The 241-nt window shown below is 57.3% G+C and carries 1 protein-coding gene; it reads right to left on the reverse strand.

What is annotated here, in order from left to right:
* Positions 1–201: hypothetical protein (locus tag KVT38_RS34080; protein ID WP_217598127.1), on the reverse strand; the 201-nt coding region annotated here is incomplete at its 3' end.
* Between the last annotated feature and the right edge of the window lie 40 nt (positions 202–241).

Consider the following 241-nt stretch of genomic DNA (forward strand, 5'->3'; position numbering starts at 1 on the left):
AAGCTCGCAGATGTTGGCCGCTAACTCGCGCGTGACCAGCTCGTCGATCTGAAAGGCGTTCAGCAGCCGGAGCGTCGCGTCTTGCAGCGTGTAATGCGTCTCGTACATTTTGCCGTCCTGCTCACCGCAGGCGTAATACAGCGTCGCCTCGGCTTCCGGTACGTGCGTGTACAGCACGGTCATATTCTTCAGCAGCATCATAGCGCCGGCATTCCTTTCTTGCGTGGTTTGTTGTGCTTCT

Origin of the sequence: Cohnella sp. GbtcB17, assembly GCF_019091135.1 — a bacterium.
Taxonomy (GTDB): domain Bacteria; phylum Bacillota; class Bacilli; order Paenibacillales; family Paenibacillaceae; genus Cohnella.